Origin of the sequence: Nocardia concava NBRC 100430 (assembly GCF_000308815.1) — a bacterium.
GTDB classification, from domain to species: domain Bacteria; phylum Actinomycetota; class Actinomycetes; order Mycobacteriales; family Mycobacteriaceae; genus Nocardia; species Nocardia concava.
Genome location: NZ_BAFX01000146.1, coordinates 26,869 through 42,040, shown reverse-complemented (window position 1 = coordinate 42,040; position 15,172 = coordinate 26,869). Strand labels below are relative to the sequence as shown.

Below are 15,172 nucleotides of genomic sequence, written 5' to 3'. Positions count from 1 at the left end.
GCCCCGAGTCAAATGGCGGGTGCTCACATAAATGACGACAAGGCAGACTGTTAGCCGATGACGACGACCGCGACGAATCCCCAGGTGACCCCGGCCCCGGAAGAGACCGGGGTCCGTCTGGGCCGGTTCGTCCCGGCGCTGGAGGGCATGCGCGCCCTGGCGGCGTTGGGGGTCGTCCTCACCCATGTGGCCTTTCAAACTGGCGCAACCGGTCAACCGCTGCTGGGCCGATTGTGGGAGCGATTCGACATGGCGGTCGCGATTTTCTTCGCGCTGTCCGGATTCCTGCTGTGGCGGCCGCACGCCGCCGCGGCCTGGGGGCAGGGGACCGCGCCGCGCGCCGGGCGGTATCTGCTGCATCGCGCGGCCCGCATCCTGCCCGCCTACTGGGTGGTGGTGGCCGCGGTGCTGATCCTGCTGCCCAATGCCGCGCACACCGCCGGGCTGCGGGTGTGGCTGTCGAATCTGGCTCTGCTGCAGGTCTTCGTGCCCTTCACGCTCACCGACGGGCTCACCCAGATGTGGAGTCTCTCGGTGGAAGTGGCCTTCTACCTGGTGCTTCCGCTGCTGGCATGCGGGCTGGTGTGGCTGCGCGGGCAGCGTGCGCGATACCGGGTGCCGGTGGTGCTCGGCCTCGGATTGCTGTGCCTGGGCTGGAACTTCCTGCCGGTGCCGACGCCGGAGGGCATTCACGCCGACAACTGGCTGCCGGGCTATCTGCCCTGGTTCGCGATGGGCATGCTGCTGGCCGAACTCGCCGACCTGCCCGCCCCGCGCTGGCGGCGGATCGCCGGAAACCAGTGGCTGATGTGGCCGATGGCGTTCGTCGCCATGCTGCTGGCGACCACCGATCTCTCCGGTCCGCCCGGGCTGACGCACGGTCAGCCGTGGCAGTACGCGAGCAAGATGGCGCTCGGCGCGGTCATCGGATTCGGGCTGCTGGCGCCGCTGGTGCTGCGGCCGGAGCGGCGGCACCGGTTCTTGGAGGGCCGGGTGGCGGCCACGCTCGGGCGCTGGTCGTACGGCATCTTCATCTGGCATCTGGCCGTGCTGTCGATCGTGTTCCCGGTGTTCGGCATCGTGCCGTTCCGCGGGCATTTCGTCATCGTCTACCTGCTGACCGTCGCCTTCACCCTGCCGCTGGCGGCGGCCTCCTACGCGCTCGTCGAGGAACCGGTCCGGCAGTGGACGCGCCGCCGCTTCGGCTGAGCGGCAGCATGATTCAGCGCCCGGGCGGCGGTGCCATTCAATGCCTGGGCGGCAGGGCGGCGATGCCGACCGCGATCACGCCGACCAGCGCGGGGAACTGCACCCACAGCGAGCCGCCGACATAGCCCTCGAACGAGCGCCACGGTCCGGTGGACAGTGCGGCCGCGCAGATGGCGGTGCCGCCGAACGCGATACCGACCAGGATCCGCGACCACCCGCGCGGGCGAATGTGGTCCACCAGCAACCCGATCGCGGCGACGACCAGTGCGATCGGACCCGCGATGATCCCGGCCGCCGCAGCCAGACCCAGCCCCGCGACCGTCCGGCTGTGCCACGTGCGCGGGGCCGGACCGTCGTCACGAACAGGCGACCGAGCGCCCCGGAAGGCCAGCACGACAAGCGGAATCAGCAACAGCAGACCGCCGAAGATGGCCAGCCGGTACCAGCGGTCGGTGGGGAATGCGACAGTGATCGGGCCCTTGGCGCCCGGCGGCACCAGCCATGCCTGCTGCCAGCCGTTGATCACCAGCGGCTTCAATTCGGTGCCATCGGCGGTTGTGGCCTTCCAGCCGACATTGGTGCTCAACGGAAGCACCAGCACCTGGGTGCCGGTCGTACCGTTCGGGTCCGCCACCGGCGGCAGCGCCGGAGTGCGACCGAGGCGCAGTTCGTCGACGGTGAACAGCTCGGTCGGCGCGACCGCGACATCCACACGCCCGGACGGGAATTCGAAGCCGGAGTCGGCCCCTTCGGGAGTCTCGGAATTGTCCACCGCGCACACCCGGGCGGGCAGCGGTGCGCCCGAGAGCAATTCGGCGGCCGTACCGGTCACCGTGGTGTGCAGGGTGCGCCCCGCGGCGGCAATGGTGGGCCCGTGCGCGCAGTCGACGGTGATCAGCCGGTTCGGGTCGGCGGGCGCCGGGTAATCGGGTCCGAGCACGTTCACCTCGGCCAGGCCCGGCGGCTGTTCCTGCGCGAAACCCAGTGCGGTGCGGTCGAGTACGGCATCCCAGGTCTGGATGCTCACCTCGATGCGGTCGGTGACCCGGGGCTGCAGCTCGACGCGGCTCACCGCACCGGCCTCCGGGTTGACCTCGAGCACCTGCGGGCCGTCACCGAGATTCACCGAGATCGAGGTGGGGTGGGCGGGCAGATCACCACGCGAGGGCGCCACCTCCAGGCCGGTGACCAGCGTCGGCGCCGGAAGTTCGATGGTGAGTGTGGGTTTCGCGCCCGCCGGATTGCGCACGGTCGTTTCAGGCGCGGTCCAGCTGGTGCGTGAATCGCCGTCGGTGGCGGCGAAGGCCGAGCCGCGCAGGTCGCCGACATCGGCCTGGCCGCGAGCGATGGGCCGGTCCGGATCGGTCAGCATGGCCTCGAGTGCGGGGCCGGGACGGGTGTGCACGATCAGATCCGGGGTCACCGTGAGCGGCTGCGGCACCTGCAGGGTGCGTTCGAACAGGCCCGGCTCCTCGGCGGCCAGGGCCAGCCCCTTGCTACAGCGGATGCGGTCGGGGGAGTCGAAACAGGCGCTGCGGCCGGGGAATTCCTGGCCCAGATCCCAGCCCCGCACCGAGACGCCCGCCGGTGTCGGCGGCAGCACGGTGCGGTGGCGGATGTCGACGGTCACAGGATTGTCGCGGTCGGCGTAGTCGTCCAGGCTGAGTTCGCTGATGCCGAATTGCCCACCGGCACTGCCGTCCTCGGTGTGGATGGCGGTGATCTTGACCCAGTCGGTGCTGCCCGGCGGCAGCGAGATCGACACCGGCGTACCGGGTTCGGTGATGCGCGCGGCCACCGTGCCCTTGGCGGTCTCCACCTCGACCCACTTCACCGGGCTGCCGATGGCGGCGGCGCTGGTGGTCAGGTGCAGCACGGCGGTGCTGACCGGCTGGTCGAGTCGCAGCCGAAGCCATTGGCCGACAGCGTGTTCCGCGCCATTGGAGATCCAGGCGGTGGCCGGATCGCCGTCCACCACGGCGGCGGTGGAGCTGCCGGGCGCGGCCCCGCCGAGCTGGGTGGCGTCACCGGCGGAGCTGGAGGCGGTGACGGTCGCGCCGGACCATTCGCCCTCGACGAGCTGTGCGCCGTACACCGGATAGTCCGGCACCAGATTGTGGGTGCGGCGGGCATCTTCGGGTGCGCGCAGCGCGGAGTTGTGGTTGTCGACGCGCCCGAAGTCGGCTTCCCGGTCCATGGGTGTGTCGGTGACGGTGACGCCGTCGGCGGGCAGCCCGGCGGTCGCCGCGTCCGAGGCCAGCAGCATGGGCCCGGCCGGTGTCGCGGGATCGCGGCGCAACCGTTCCACGACCTCCGGCCCGCCCTGCACCACCGGGACGCTGTCCAGAGGCACCGTGAACGCGCCCGGGAACGAATTCGGCGCGCCCACACCGCTGTGCACCTCGGTGGGCGTGCCGGGTGTGGTCGTCTCGACGCGATAGATCTCGATGGCCGGGTAATCGGGACGCAGATCCCCGTCGGCCACCAGCCCTTCCACCCGCCCCGTCTCGACCGGGTCGCCGAATTCGGCGACCTTCTTCAACCCGGGTGAGCCCTCGATCGCGCGATGCGCCAGCATGGGCCGCGTGGAGCGCGAGGTCTCGGGGTCGAGATCGTTGCGCAGCACCAGGATTCCGATGCCCTGCCCCGCCAGCGTCGCCGCCAGCCCCGCCGACGGCCGACCGTCGGCGATCAGCCGCTGCACCGAATCCATGGCCCGAATCGCGCCGGGTGGATTGAGCGGCACCGCGTCTCGCACCGCCCAGGGGGTGCTCGCCAGCGCCTGCAAGGGTTCATCGCGGGTCAGACCCCACACCTGACTGCCGAACGGCGCGCCCGGCACCACCAGCGCGCGGGTATCGGAAGCATTGTGCGCCAGCCAATCCGCCGTCTGCCGCCAGTAGCCGGGCACGTGGTCGTAGCTGCCGCGCGGGGCGAGCTTGCCGGTCCAGGCCAGCGAGGTGGACAGCGCCAGCGCGGTCAGGATGAGTGCGCCCACCGCGACCATCTTGTCGCGTTCGGGATGCGCGAAGGCCCTGCGCCACACCGGCATCGGCACCGAACCCGGCAGCGGCACCCGGCTCAGCAGATGCGCCAGGCCCAGCACCAGCGGCAGCCGGATGAGCGGCTCCAGCTTGTGCACATTGCGCAGCGGCGCGCCGCCGGAGTCCAGGAAAAGCCGCACCTGCTCGGCGAACGGGCCGCCCAGCTCGCCCGCGTAACCCGCGCAGATGCCGACCAATCCGACCAGCAGGATCAGCGCGAGGCGACCCCGATTCGGCATGGATCGCATGGCCAGTCCGGCCATTCCGGCCGCCGCCAATAGGCCGGTGGCCAGCACCGCCGCGGGCTGGGTCACCAGCACCGCGCCCGCGATGCGCTCCGGCGAGACGAACGGCGTCCAGCTGTCGGTGCCGCGCAGCACCTCGCCGAGCGAGGCCCACTGCGTGGTGACGCCGGAGGATTCGATGTAGTCCAGGAACGGCGGACTCACCTTGCCCAGCAACAGCAGTGGCACCACCCACCAGAAGGTGCCCAGGGCCAGCAATGGAATCCAGGCGCGGGTGAAGCGCCACCACGCCCGATTCGGTTTGAACGAGATCCACCACAGCGCCGCGGGCAGGAATGCCGCGGCCGTGGCCACCGCGTTCACCGAACCCATCAGCGCGAGGGCCAGCGCGCTGCCCGCGGGCGTCGCCATTCCGCGCCGCGCGGGCTGCTCACCGGGGGCGGAATTCGGGCGTTTGATCGCCACGCCCAGCGCGGCCGGGGCCAGCAGTACCCAGGGGGCCAGCATCATCGGCAGCGTCTCCGAGGAGATCGAGCCGAGAGTGGTGAGCACGCGCGGCGACAGCGCGAACGCGACCGCCGCGATCACCCGCGAGCCGCGGCTGCCGATACCGAGCGTCTCGCAGAGCCGGATGATGCCCCAGAAGCCCGCGAGCAGCAGTAGTGCCCACCAGATGCGCTGGGTCACCCACCCCGGCAGGCCGAGGATGTGCCCGAGCGAGAAGAACGCGCCGTGCGGGAAGAAGTAGCCGTAGGCCTGGTTCTGCACCTGGCCCATCGGGGCCTGGCTGCTCCACAGATGGGAGGCGCGGGCCAGGAAGCCGAGCGGATTCTGCGCCAGATCGTATTTCGTATCCGCGACGGTCTGCCCGGGTGACTGCAGAAAGGTCAGCAGGAATGCTGCGAGCACACTGCCGAGCAGCCAGCGACGGCCCAGCGGTGTGGTGTTCGGCGACCGGTCCGCGCCCGGACCGGTCGCATCGGACGTCGATTCTTCGGGTTGGCCTGGTTCGGAGGTCAGCCGGTCAGCGGGAGCCGTACTCAACGTTGTTCAATAGCGACGAACCGGCGTCGCCACTGCGGTCGATGTCGGGCCGCTTGTCCTGCGATGCCGCCACCGTGATGATCAGGACCGCCGCCAGCCCGACCAGAGCCCCACCAGCAGCACTCGCTGCACCAGGAACGGCAAACTTCATCGCGGTACTCCCATCGGACGCATGCGTAACGGGAGCCAACCTAGCAGGTTTTGCTCGGGGAACTCCCTAGCCCTGGCTATTCGGGAATCGTGCAGTGCAGTCCGCCCAAGAAGGTGCGGAGTTTGGCTGTCGTCTCGTGGAGTTCGGTGGCTGGGTCGGAGGCCGCGACTATGCCGCCGCCGCCGAAGGCGCGGAGGGTGCGGGTGTCGGCGGCGAGTTCGGCGCAGCGGATGGCGACGTACCAGTCGCCGTCGCCGGTGGTGTCGCACCAGCCGACGGCGCCGCCGTAGAAGCCGCGGTCGCCCTCGAGGTCGGCGATGGCGTCGAGGGCGAGGGCGGTGGGGGTGCCGCAGACGGCGGGGGTGGGGTGTAAGAGGACGGCCAGGTCGAGGGCGGTGGTGGCGGGGTCGCGGAGTTCGCCGCGGATGGGGGTGGCCAGGTGCCAGACCTCGGGGGTGGAGAGCAGTTCGGGGGCGTCGGGGATGGTGAGATCGGCGCAGACCGGGGTCAGCCGCTCGCGGATCCAGTCGATGACGTAGGCGTGCTCATCGCGATTCTTGGTGCTGGCCAGCAAATCTCGGGCTTGGGCCGCATCGGCGTCCGGATCGGCGAGCCGGGGCAGGGTGCCGGCCAGCGGGCGCAGCGTGACCGCGCGGCCGCGGCGGGAGACCAGAACCTCGGGCGTGGCGCCCAGCAGTGTTTCGCCCGGCCGCCCGGCGGGGGACAGATCGACGGCGTAGACGGCGGCGCGCGGATGCCGGGTCACCAGATGCGCGGCGATCACCTCGGGCTCCAGCGGGGCCTCGGCGGCGGCCACCAGGGACCGGGCCGCGACCACCTTGCGCAGCGGCTGCCCCGGATCGCTCAGCTGCTCCACCAGCTTGGCGACGCGGGTGACATGTTCTGCGGCACTGGGCATTTCGAGCACCACCCGGACCTCCGGCAGGTCCGGCAGGGCGGCGGGCCGCCACGGCCCGGCGGTGTGCTCGGCCTGTTCGGGCGCGACCAGGGCGGCGGGACGGCGCGGATCGAAGGGCAGCGCGCCGACGATCAGCTCCGCCGCGCCGGACCGCAGCGCGGCAGCGGCCGCCGCCGGCGCGTCGAACGTGGTGCGAGTGCCCGAGGTGCGTAAGACACTGTCCGGCGTCGCGAGCAGAAATCCGTCCATGATGCTTCGACCATAGTCCCGTGCCCGGCCGCCGACCCCCGGGGAGCGACGCATGTCTCACCGGCTCCCACCGGTGTTGCCGGGTATTTCCTTGCGGCCCAGTAACTTTCCCGCAACGTGAGCGCGCCCACCCGTCCCGGTCGGGCCGTCACCCGTGTTTGGCGGCGGCCGGCTCTCGCCCGGGCGGCACCATGAGCACCGGGCGGTGGCAATGCTTCAGCACCGCGTCCGCCACGCTGGAATGCATGAGGGCCCGGATCCCGGTGGCCCCGCGCGTGCCCGCCACGATGATGTCCACATCCAGCTCGTCGGCCACCTCGACGATGGCGTTCCAGATGGTGGTCGTGCACTCAGCGGTGCGCGCCTCGGCGTTCAGACCTGCCAGTTTGGCCAGGCGCACGCCCTCGGCATTGATATTCCTGGCGTCCACGAGCGCGACGTCCTCGATCTCGTCGTCGGTCATCCATTCCGGCTGCATCACCCCGGACAGCCCCGACAGGCGCGCGGCCTGGCGCACCATCGGCTCCCACGCGGTCAGCACCACGGCTCTGTTGGCCGCCAGGAACCGGCCCGCGTATTCGACGGCCCGCCGGGCGTTCTCGGAACCGTCGTAGGCGATCAGCATCAAATCGCAGGGCATGACGAACCTCCTGGTGGGAACGTCTGTCTGTACCCCCGAGGCTACCCCCGAAACCGACCGTTCAGCGGACTTGGCAAGGCCGGGCACGTCGCAAGTTCTCCACAGTTCGCCAACGATTTACCCAAACCGGTGGTGCGCTGGGGGTTCCGGGTTTTCACTGACAGTGTCGCTTTCGCTGAGGGGTCGGCCTTTCAGGTTCGCCGACGTTCGACATCGCCGTCGTTGGAGCTGGGCCCGAACGAGGGGTGGATTGTGCGGTTGGACGAGCTGACGACCCCGCAGGAGTGGGCGCGCGTGTACCGCTCCCTGTTCGGTCTCCCCTACGTGCACGTGACCACGCCGGGATTCGTGGTGCTACCGCTGGTCGACACCATCGCCGCCCTGAACACCCCGGAAACCTTGGGGGCCTTGATACTCGACGAACTCGTCGCGCGCGGCATCCCCGGCCCGGTGCTGGTGCGGGACAAGCCTCCGCGCCGCACATTCCTGGCGGTCTTCGACGGCTATCCCTCCGATGAATGCCTGGAAGTGCTGGAGCGCAACAGCATCGATATCGGCCCGCATCGCAGCAATGTCATCCTGCCCACCGGTTTCGGCCGCCACACCCACGAGGGCCGCTGGTGGGCGCGCCCACCCGAACGCGACGAATCCATGCCCCTGCTCTCCGAGGTGGTCGCGGCCACCCAGGCGGTGTTGTGAACTCGTTCAGGCGGTGCCGTGATCGCATACGGAAGGTGCTGTGACCATAGAGGCGGCCTTCTTCGGCCATCACGAGGCCGATCCGCGGGCCCTGCTGTACTACGAATGGTGTCAGCGGACCGAATCCGGTTACGCGGTCGATGGTTTCGCGGAGGAAGTCCGGGACCTGACGCACACCGAGCATCCGATCCCGGGCGCGTGCTGGCGACTATTGGATCGGGTCGAGCGGTCGCGTCGGCTGCCGGACTGGCCGTACACCGAATGGGTGGACGCGCCATGGAGCGCGAATCTGCCTGATGCGGAGCGGGATTCGCCGCCGCAGATCCCCGAGGCGGAGCTGCTGGACCGCATCCACGGCGGCTGGCTCGGCCGCTGCGTCGGCTGCACGCTCGGCAAGCCGCTGGAGAACGGTTTCCTCTGGACGCCCGAGAGCATTCGCGCCTACCTGGAGCCGTTCGGTGCGTACCCGCTGCGCGACTACGTGCCCGTCTCCGATCCGGTTCCCTCGGAGATCACCAGCCGGAGAGATTGGCGCGCAGCCACTCTCGGCGGCATCGACGGCTGCCCGCGCGACGACGACATCGACTACACCATCCTCGGCCTGCACCTGCTGGAGCAGCGCGGCCCGGCGTTCACCCCCGATGACGTGGCGGCCCTGTGGCTGGAACGCCTGCCGTTCCTGCAGACCTACACCGCCGAACGCGTCGCCTACCGCAATCTCATCGACGGCTACGCCCCGCCCGACACCGCCTCCTACCGAAACCCCTACCGCGAGTGGATCGGCGCGCTCATCCGCGCGGACATCCACGGCTACACCCATCCCGGTCAACCCCGCCGCGCCGCCGTGGCCGCCGCCCGCGAGGCCTCGATCTCCCACGTGGGCAACGGGTTATGGGCCGCCATGTGGTCGGCCGCCCTGGTCGCCGCCGCCTTCACCACCCCCGTCCCCGCGGACGCCCTGACCATCGCCGGATCGGTCATCCCCGCCCGCTCCCGCCTGGCCGTGGCCCTGTCGGAAGTCCTCGACGATCACCGCCGCGGCTACTCCTGGGAGCAGGCCGTGGCCGCCGTCCGCATCCGCCACGCCCACTACAGCTGGGTCCACGCCATCGGCAACGCCTGTCTCATCGCCGCCGGATTGCTCTGGGGCGAAGGAGATTTCAGCCGCACGATCGCCCTCACCGTCGAGGGCGGCTGGGACACCGACTCCAACGGCGCGACCGCGGGCTCGGTGGCGGGCATTCTCACCGGGGCCGCCGGGATCCCGGCCCACTGGATCGCCCCGTTCCACGACACTGTCCACAGCGCGGTCACCGGCTACGACGCCGCCCGCATCTCCGATCTGGCCATCCGCACCCGAAACCTGGTGGCCTGACATCGAATCGGGCCCTGGAACGACGAAGGCGGTGTCCCGGACCGGGACACCGCCTTCGAACGGACTCTTAGCGCTCGACGATCGCCACGACGCCCTGGCCGCCCGCGGCACAGATGGAGACCAGCGCGCGGCCGCCACCCTTCTCGGCCAGCTGCTTCGCGGTCTGGGCGATGATGCGGCCGCCGGTGGCGGCGAACGGGTGGCCCGCGGCCAGCGAGGAGCCGTTCACGTTCAGCTTCGACCGGTCGATCTTGCCCAGCGCGCCGTCCAGGCCCAGCCGCTCCTTGCAGTACTGGTCCGACTCCCACGCCTGCAGGGTGGCGAGCACCACGGAGGCGAAGGCCTCGTGGATCTCGTAGTAGTCGAAGTCCTGCAGCGTCAGGCCGTTCCGGGCCAGCATGCGCGGCACCGCGTAGGTGGGGGCCATGAGCAGGCCGTCCGGGCCGTGGATGTAGTCGACCGCGGCGACCTCGGAGTCCACCAGGTAGGCCAGCGGCTGCAGGTTGCGCGAGGCCGCCCACTCCTCGGAGCCCAGCAGCACCGCGGACGCGCCGTCGGTCAGCGGGGTCGAGTTGCCGGCGGTCATGGTGGCGTCACCCAGCTTGACACCGAAGACCGGCTTCAGGGTCGACAGCTTCTCGATGGTCGAGCCCGGACGCAGGTTGTCGTCGCGGGTCAGGCCCAGGAACGGGGTGATGAGGTCGTCCATGAAGCCGCGGTCGTAGGCGGCGGCCATGTTCTTGTGCGACAGGTAGGCCAGCTCGTCCTGCGCCTCGCGGGAGACGCCGAACTCCTTGGCGGTGATGGCGGCGTGCTCACCCATCGAAAGACCGGTGCGCGGTTCGGCATTGCGCGGGATCTCGATGCCGACCATCGAGGGACGCAGGCGGCCGACCAGCTTCACGTAGTCGGAGTTCTTCTTGGCGCGGTTGGCGTCGAGCATCCACTCGCGCATGCCCTCGCTCACGCCGATCGGCGCGTCGGAGGTGGTGTCGGTGCCGCCGCCGATGCCGTTCTCGATGCGGCCCAACGCGATTCCGTCGGCCACGGTGACGATGGACTGCAGGCCGGTGCCGCAGGCCAGCTGCAGATCGTGGGCCGAGGTGTAGGGGGACAGGGTGGAGCCGAGCACGCTCTCGCGGATCATGCCGTGCTCGCCGACGCGCTTGAGCACCGCGCCGCCGACGACCATGCCCAGGCGCTCGCCCTGCAGGCCGAAGCGGGAGACCAGGCCGTTCAGTGCCGCGGTGAACATGTCCTGGTTGGAGGCGTGGGCGTACTTACCGTCCGAACGAGCGAACGGGATGCGGTTACCGCCGAGGATGGCAACCGGGCGCGCCTGCTTGGTGGTCTTGGCCGCGGCCTTCGCCGAACGGGCTTTGGTGGTCACTCGAGTCTCCAGTGTCTCGTCGGTGGGATTTCCGCCACGCGCTGTCCCCTCGGGGTACGCGTCACTCGGTTTACATTAAACTTACTCTGGAGTAAGTTCATTTGTCGACACCGTACCGCGCATGTGTGCGCAATACCGCTTTTGGCGGGCCGAAACCAAGGAGAAGGTAGGAAACGTGGCTGCCAGCAAGAGCAAGGGCGCTCCCAACCTCTACGGATCTTTCGTTCACTCCGCCCCCGGCGCGTTCCTGGCCAGCAAGCTCGGCCTGCCGCAGCCGGAGACCCTGCGCCGCTACAAGCAGGGTGAGCCCGCGCTCCCCGGCCCGGTGCTGCTGGGCGGTAAGGGCCGCGTCGCCGACGCCGTGCGGAACCTGCTGGGCGACTACACCTTCGTGGATTCGGTCACCCCCGGCGTGAAGTTCGGTGCGCTGGTGTTCGACGCCACCGGCATCAAGACCATCGAAGAGCTCGAGCAGCTGTTCCAGTTCTTCCAGCCCGCCATGCGCTCGATCGCGCCCTCGGGCCGCGTGCTGGTCATCGGCACCACCCCGGAGCTGGCCGGTTCGGTCGACGGCCAGATCGCGCAGCGCGCGCTCGAGGGCTTCACCCGCTCGGTCGGCAAGGAGCTGCTGCGCGGCGCCACCTCCAACCTGGTCTACCTGCACCCCGAAGCCGCCACTGCCGCAACGGGTCTGGAGTCCACCCTGCGCTTCGTGCTGTCGGCCAAGTCGGCCTTCGTCGACGGCCAGGTCTTCCGGGTCGGCAAGGACGACGCCACCGCCCCGGCCTCCTGGGACAAGCCGCTGGAGGGCAAGGTCGCCGTGGTCACCGGCGCCGCCCGCGGCATCGGCGCGACCATCGCCGAGGTCTTCGCCCGTGACGGCGCGACCGTGATCGTCGCCGATATCCCGGCCGCCGGTGAGGCGCTCTCGGAGACCGCCAACAAGGTCGGCGCCACCGCGCTCGCCCTCGACGTCACCGCCCCCGACGCCGCCGAGAAGCTCGCCGAGTTCGCCACCGGGCGCTTCGGCGGCATCGACATCGTCGTGCACAACGCCGGCATCACCCGCGACAAGCTGCTCGCCAACATGGACGAGGGCCGCTGGAACTCGGTCCTGAACGTGAACCTGGCTGCGCCGCATCGGATCACCGAGGGCCTGGTCGCCAAGGGCGCGCTGCGCTCCGGCGGCCGCGTCATCGACGTGTCCTCCATCGCCGGTATCGCGGGCAACCGCGGCCAGACCAACTACGGCGCGTCCAAGGCCGGTGTCATCGGCATGGTCAACGCCGAGGCCCCGAAGCTGGCCGAGAAGAACATCACCATCAACGCGGTGGCCCCCGGCTTCATCGAGACCGCCATGACCGCCGCCATCCCGCTGGCCACCCGCGAGGGCGGCCGCCTGCTGTCCTCGCTGCTGCAGGGCGGTCAGACCGTGGACGTCGCCGAGACCATCGCCTACTTCGCCTCCCCGGCGTCGAACGCGGTGAACGGCAATATCGTTCGCGTCTGCGGCCAGGCCATGATCGGAGCATGATGACCCAGACCATCAACCTCACCGAGGTGCCCAAGAACAGCGGCCTGTTCGTCAAGGCCGCCCTGGGCGCGCTGCCGGTGCCGGGTCTGTCCAACCGCAAGCCCACCCTGCCGGACCGCACGGTCCGGCTCGAGGGCTTCAAGGTCGATCCGGATCACCTGGCCGCCTACTGCCGGGCCACCGGCCTGCGCTTCGGCGACTCGCTGCCGCTGACCTACCCGTTCGTGCTCAGCTTCCCGCTGGCCATGCAGCTGGTCGTCGCCCGCGACTTCCCGTTCGTGGCCGTCGGCGCGGTGCACGCGGAGAATGTCATCGAGCGCACCCGCGAGATCTCGGTGGCCGAGCCGCTGGACTTCGAGACCCACATCGAGAACCTGCGCGAGCACCCCAAGGGGCTGCTGGTGGACGCGATCACCGAGGTGAACGTGGGCCGGGAACTGGTGTGGCGTCAGGTCACCACCTTCCTGCACCAGCAGCGCACCTCGCTGTCGGGCGGGCCCAAGCCGGAGCCCAAGCCCGACGAGGTTCCGCCGCCGCCGCTGAAGGCGCTGCGCGTCGATCAGAAGATGATCAACCGCTACGCCGCCGCCTCCGGCGACCACAATCCGATCCACACCTCCGCGCTGGGCGCGAAGGCCTTCGGTTTCCCGAAGCCGATCGCGCACGGCATGTGGTCGGCCGCGACGGTGCTCGGCGCGCTCGAGGGCCGGATCCCCGAAAAGGTCACCTACGGTGTGAAATTCGGCAAGCCGATCTTCCTGCCGTCCACGGTGAACCTCTACGCGGACCAGGTGTCCGGTGGGTGGGACATCTCCTTGAAGAACCCGAAGAAGGGCTTCCCGCACCTGACCGCTACGCTGCGCTGAAAGTGACGAGCGTCGTGTCACCCGGGAATTCGGGCGGAGCCACCTAGGCGGTCCGCCCGAAGGGGGTGATAGAGCCGCACACTGTTTCGAATACGGATGTCGCCACGCAGGGGTTTCTACATCCGGCCGGAACGGTGTGCGGCTCTTGAATTTTGAGAGCTGTTGAGCAGCATCAGCACGTCACCCAGCCAGGCCGGGGTCAGGCCCGAGTCCGGTCCGGCGGCGATGTGGTGGTCGGGGCGGACCAGCAGCGCCTCGCCCTCGGCCAGGCCCGCGTGCGCGGCGCAGTCGGCGGCGGGCAGGGCGTGCACGGCGAGGTCGATGCCGGTGTCGCGCTCGGCCTTCGCGGCGGCCTCGCGCCAGGCGCCGGCGGGGCCCGAGATCAGCAGCGTGAAGCCGGGACCGCACAGGTCGAGGGTGGAGACGGACAGCGCTCCGGCGTCGATCCACCAGTGCGGCATGCGGGTTCCGGTCTGCCCGTGCGGCGCGGACACCTGCGGGGACGGGGCGGGTGCGTCGAGCACGGCCGTCGAGGCGTAGCGGTAGCGGGTCATGATCGCGGACATGTCGAGTCTGCGGGCCAGGTCATCGGCATTGTCCGCGGTTTCGATGCCGTAGCGGGTCCGGAAATCGGTACCCAGCCGGGACTGCTCGACCGCCACCAGGGCGCGCGGGCGGCGTTCGGCCGCATAGGAATCCAGCAATGCCGGACCGGCCGTCCCCCGCAGCGTCGCGGCCAGCTTCCACACCAGATTATGGGCGTCGGCGACACCGGTATTGCCGCCGTAACCGCCCCACGGCGCATGCCGATGCGCGGCATCGCCGACCAGGAAGACGCGATCGCGGCGATACTCATCGGCAACGAAAGTGCCGGTGTCCCAAGCGCTTCGGGCCAGAATCTCGACGGCGATATCGGGCGCGCCGACCATGGCGCGAATCGCGGCCACGCAGCGTTCGTCCGGCCAGTCCGCCGGTGATTCGACGGCGGGGTCGTACTCGATGTGGAAGGACCATTCGTCGGTGTTGTTCTTGGACAACACGATTCCCCGCACTTCGGGGCCCGCGATCTCGCACTGGCTGAAGCCGCGGCCCTCCAGCAGGGCGGTGAGATCGGTGCGGGCGAACACATTCAGGTAGTGGTGCGTGGGCGGCGACTCGGTCCCGGTGATGCCCAGCGCCCGCCGGATCGGGCTGCCCGCACCGTCGGCCGCGATCAGATAGTCCGCGCGCAGCACCGACCGCTCACCCGACGCATCACGCAGCACCGCGGTGACGCCGTCGGCGTCCTGCGCGAATTCGACCAGCTCCGTGCCGAATCGGAGATCACCACCGCATTCCCGGGCGGCCTCGGCTAGCACCGGCTCGAGCTGCACCTGCGGCAGGAACACGAACTTCGCCGGGCTCGGATCCATGGCGGTGATGGCCGCGTGCATTCCGGACATGTCCAGCGATTCGGCGGTCCGCACCGACTCACCGGTCCACGCCCCGCCGAAGGACCCGGCCCGCAACGCGTTCGCCGCCGCGGCCTGAATCCTCGCCTCCATCCCGCCCTGGCGATACATCTCGCCGGTGCGGGTGTGCAGCCCCCGCGAGCGGGGCAGCGGCGAGGCCGCCGTCCGCCGCTCCACCAGAACGTAAGGGATGTCCTGGAATTCGAGGAACAGCGCGGCGGACAGGCCCACCAGACCGCCGCCGACCACCAGGACCGGAACATGTGCCGTTGTCATGTCCCCAGGATGCGAACCCCCGCTTGCGCGCCCCTTGCACCGCGATCACACGCCACTGGCCGGGCCCGTGCCGCGGTGCC

General features: G+C 70.1%; 11 protein-coding genes. 5 read left to right on the top strand and 6 right to left on the bottom strand.

Annotation, left to right across the window (positions count from 1 at the left end):
• Window positions 1–57: 57 nt before the first annotated feature.
• Window positions 58–1,209 carry an acyltransferase family protein gene (locus tag ON43_RS33900; RefSeq protein WP_040814128.1) on the top strand — a complete coding sequence of 384 codons (1,152 nt, stop codon included), beginning with the start codon at window positions 58–60 and terminating at the stop codon, window positions 1,207–1,209.
• A gap of 37 nt (window positions 1,210–1,246) precedes the next feature.
• On the opposite strand, the gene ON43_RS33895 is transcribed toward ON43_RS33900, so the two are convergent.
• From ON43_RS33895 to ON43_RS33885, 4 genes are all read right to left on the bottom strand, one after another.
• The gene (locus ON43_RS33895; RefSeq protein WP_444543747.1) at window positions 1,247–5,542 is read right to left on the bottom strand and encodes an alpha-(1->3)-arabinofuranosyltransferase; all 4,296 of its coding nucleotides are present in this window, start codon (window positions 5,540–5,542) and stop codon (window positions 1,247–1,249) included.
• On the bottom strand, window positions 5,523–5,693 hold the full coding sequence (locus ON43_RS44035) for a DUF2613 domain-containing protein (protein WP_083913908.1): 171 nt from the start codon (window positions 5,691–5,693) through the stop codon (window positions 5,523–5,525). Before ON43_RS44035 ends, ON43_RS33895 begins: the two co-directional genes overlap by 20 nt.
• 76 nt (window positions 5,694–5,769) lie before the next feature.
• Window positions 5,770–6,861, bottom strand: a complete 1,092-nt coding sequence (locus tag ON43_RS33890) for an isochorismate synthase (protein ID WP_040814127.1) — start codon at window positions 6,859–6,861, stop codon at window positions 5,770–5,772.
• Between the two features lie 148 nt (window positions 6,862–7,009).
• Window positions 7,010–7,501, bottom strand: coding sequence for a universal stress protein (locus ON43_RS33885; RefSeq protein WP_040814125.1), 492 nt, complete (start codon window positions 7,499–7,501; stop codon window positions 7,010–7,012).
• A gap of 258 nt (window positions 7,502–7,759) precedes the next feature.
• Between ON43_RS33885 and ON43_RS42935 the strand changes: the two genes are divergently transcribed.
• Window positions 7,760–8,200: a hypothetical protein gene (locus ON43_RS42935; protein WP_157514275.1), complete on the top strand. Its 441-nt coding sequence runs from the start codon at window positions 7,760–7,762 to the stop codon at window positions 8,198–8,200.
• A gap of 40 nt (window positions 8,201–8,240) precedes the next feature.
• Window positions 8,241–9,575, top strand: a complete 1,335-nt coding sequence (locus ON43_RS33875) for an ADP-ribosylglycohydrolase family protein (protein WP_218003437.1) — start codon at window positions 8,241–8,243, stop codon at window positions 9,573–9,575.
• A gap of 67 nt (window positions 9,576–9,642) precedes the next feature.
• On the opposite strand, the gene ON43_RS33870 is transcribed toward ON43_RS33875, so the two are convergent.
• Window positions 9,643–10,965: an acetyl-CoA C-acetyltransferase gene (locus ON43_RS33870; protein WP_040814123.1), complete on the bottom strand. Its 1,323-nt coding sequence runs from the start codon at window positions 10,963–10,965 to the stop codon at window positions 9,643–9,645.
• Window positions 10,966–11,140: 175 nt separating this feature from the next.
• On the opposite strand from ON43_RS33870, the gene ON43_RS33865 reads away from it, so the two are divergent.
• Together ON43_RS33865 and ON43_RS33860 are read left to right on the top strand one after the other, a co-directional pair.
• Window positions 11,141–12,499: a 3-oxoacyl-ACP reductase gene (locus tag ON43_RS33865; protein WP_040814198.1), complete on the top strand. Its 1,359-nt coding sequence runs from the start codon at window positions 11,141–11,143 to the stop codon at window positions 12,497–12,499.
• On the top strand, window positions 12,496–13,365 hold the full coding sequence (locus ON43_RS33860; protein WP_040814121.1) for a MaoC family dehydratase: 870 nt from the start codon (window positions 12,496–12,498) through the stop codon (window positions 13,363–13,365). Before ON43_RS33865 ends, ON43_RS33860 begins: the two co-directional genes overlap by 4 nt.
• Before the next feature lie 116 nt (window positions 13,366–13,481).
• On the opposite strand, the gene ON43_RS33855 is transcribed toward ON43_RS33860, so the two are convergent.
• Window positions 13,482–15,092, bottom strand: coding sequence for an FAD-dependent monooxygenase (locus ON43_RS33855; protein ID WP_051179594.1), 1,611 nt, complete (start codon window positions 15,090–15,092; stop codon window positions 13,482–13,484).
• Window positions 15,093–15,172 lie beyond the last annotated feature (80 nt).

Bases quoted from the DNA above. Each gene is read 5' to 3' on its own strand.
- ON43_RS33885 (WP_040814125.1), bottom strand. From the start codon at position 7,501: ATGCCCTGCGATTTGATGCTGATCGCCTACGACGGTTCCGAGAACGCC.
- ON43_RS33855 (WP_051179594.1), bottom strand. From the start codon at position 15,092: ATGACAACGGCACATGTTCCGGTCCTGGTGGTCGGCGGCGGTCTGGTG.
- ON43_RS33860 (WP_040814121.1), top strand. From the start codon at position 12,496: ATGATGACCCAGACCATCAACCTCACCGAGGTGCCCAAGAACAGCGGC.
- ON43_RS33890 (WP_040814127.1), bottom strand. From the start codon at position 6,861: ATGGACGGATTTCTGCTCGCGACGCCGGACAGTGTCTTACGCACCTCG.
- ON43_RS33900 (WP_040814128.1), top strand. From the start codon at position 58: ATGACGACGACCGCGACGAATCCCCAGGTGACCCCGGCCCCGGAAGAG.
- ON43_RS44035 (WP_083913908.1), bottom strand. From the start codon at position 5,693: ATGAAGTTTGCCGTTCCTGGTGCAGCGAGTGCTGCTGGTGGGGCTCTG.